At 75.6% G+C, this 512-nt stretch carries 1 protein-coding gene; it reads left to right on the forward strand.

Annotated features, from left to right (window positions below; translation table 11 throughout):
• Positions 1–512: glutamate--tRNA ligase family protein (locus ACU8YC_RS26260; RefSeq protein WP_446896155.1), on the forward strand; the 512-nt coding region annotated here is incomplete at both ends.

Raw genomic sequence — 512 nt, forward strand, 5'->3', positions numbered from 1 at the left:
CGCGTGGCTCGGCATCGTGCCCGACCTGTTCGCCCGGCAGAGCGCCCGCACGGCGCAGCACGACGCCGCCGCCGACCGCCTGCGCGCAGCGGGCCGGCTCTACCCCTGCTACGAGACCCCGGCGGAGCTGGAGCGCCGCCGCAGGCGCCAGCTCGGGGGCGGCCACCCGCCGATCTACGACCGGGCGGCGCTGCGGCTCACCGGCGACGAGCGGGCGGCGCTCGAGGCCGAGGGCCGGCGGCCGCACTGGCGGTTCCTGCTGGAGGCGCGGACCGTCGGCTGGGACGATCTCGTCCGCGGCCCGGCCCACGTCGACTGCGCGTCCCTGTCGGATCCGGTGCTGATCCGCGCCGACGGCAGCTACCTCTACACGCTGCCGTCGGTGGTGGACGACGCCGATCTCGGCATCACCCACGTGATCCGCGGCGAGGACCACGTCACGAACACCGGCGTGCAGGTGCAGATCTTCGAGGCCCTGGGCGCGGCCGTTCCGGTCTTCGGCCACCACAACC

The sequence above is a fragment of the Citrobacter sp. VF227 genome (assembly GCF_052950715.1).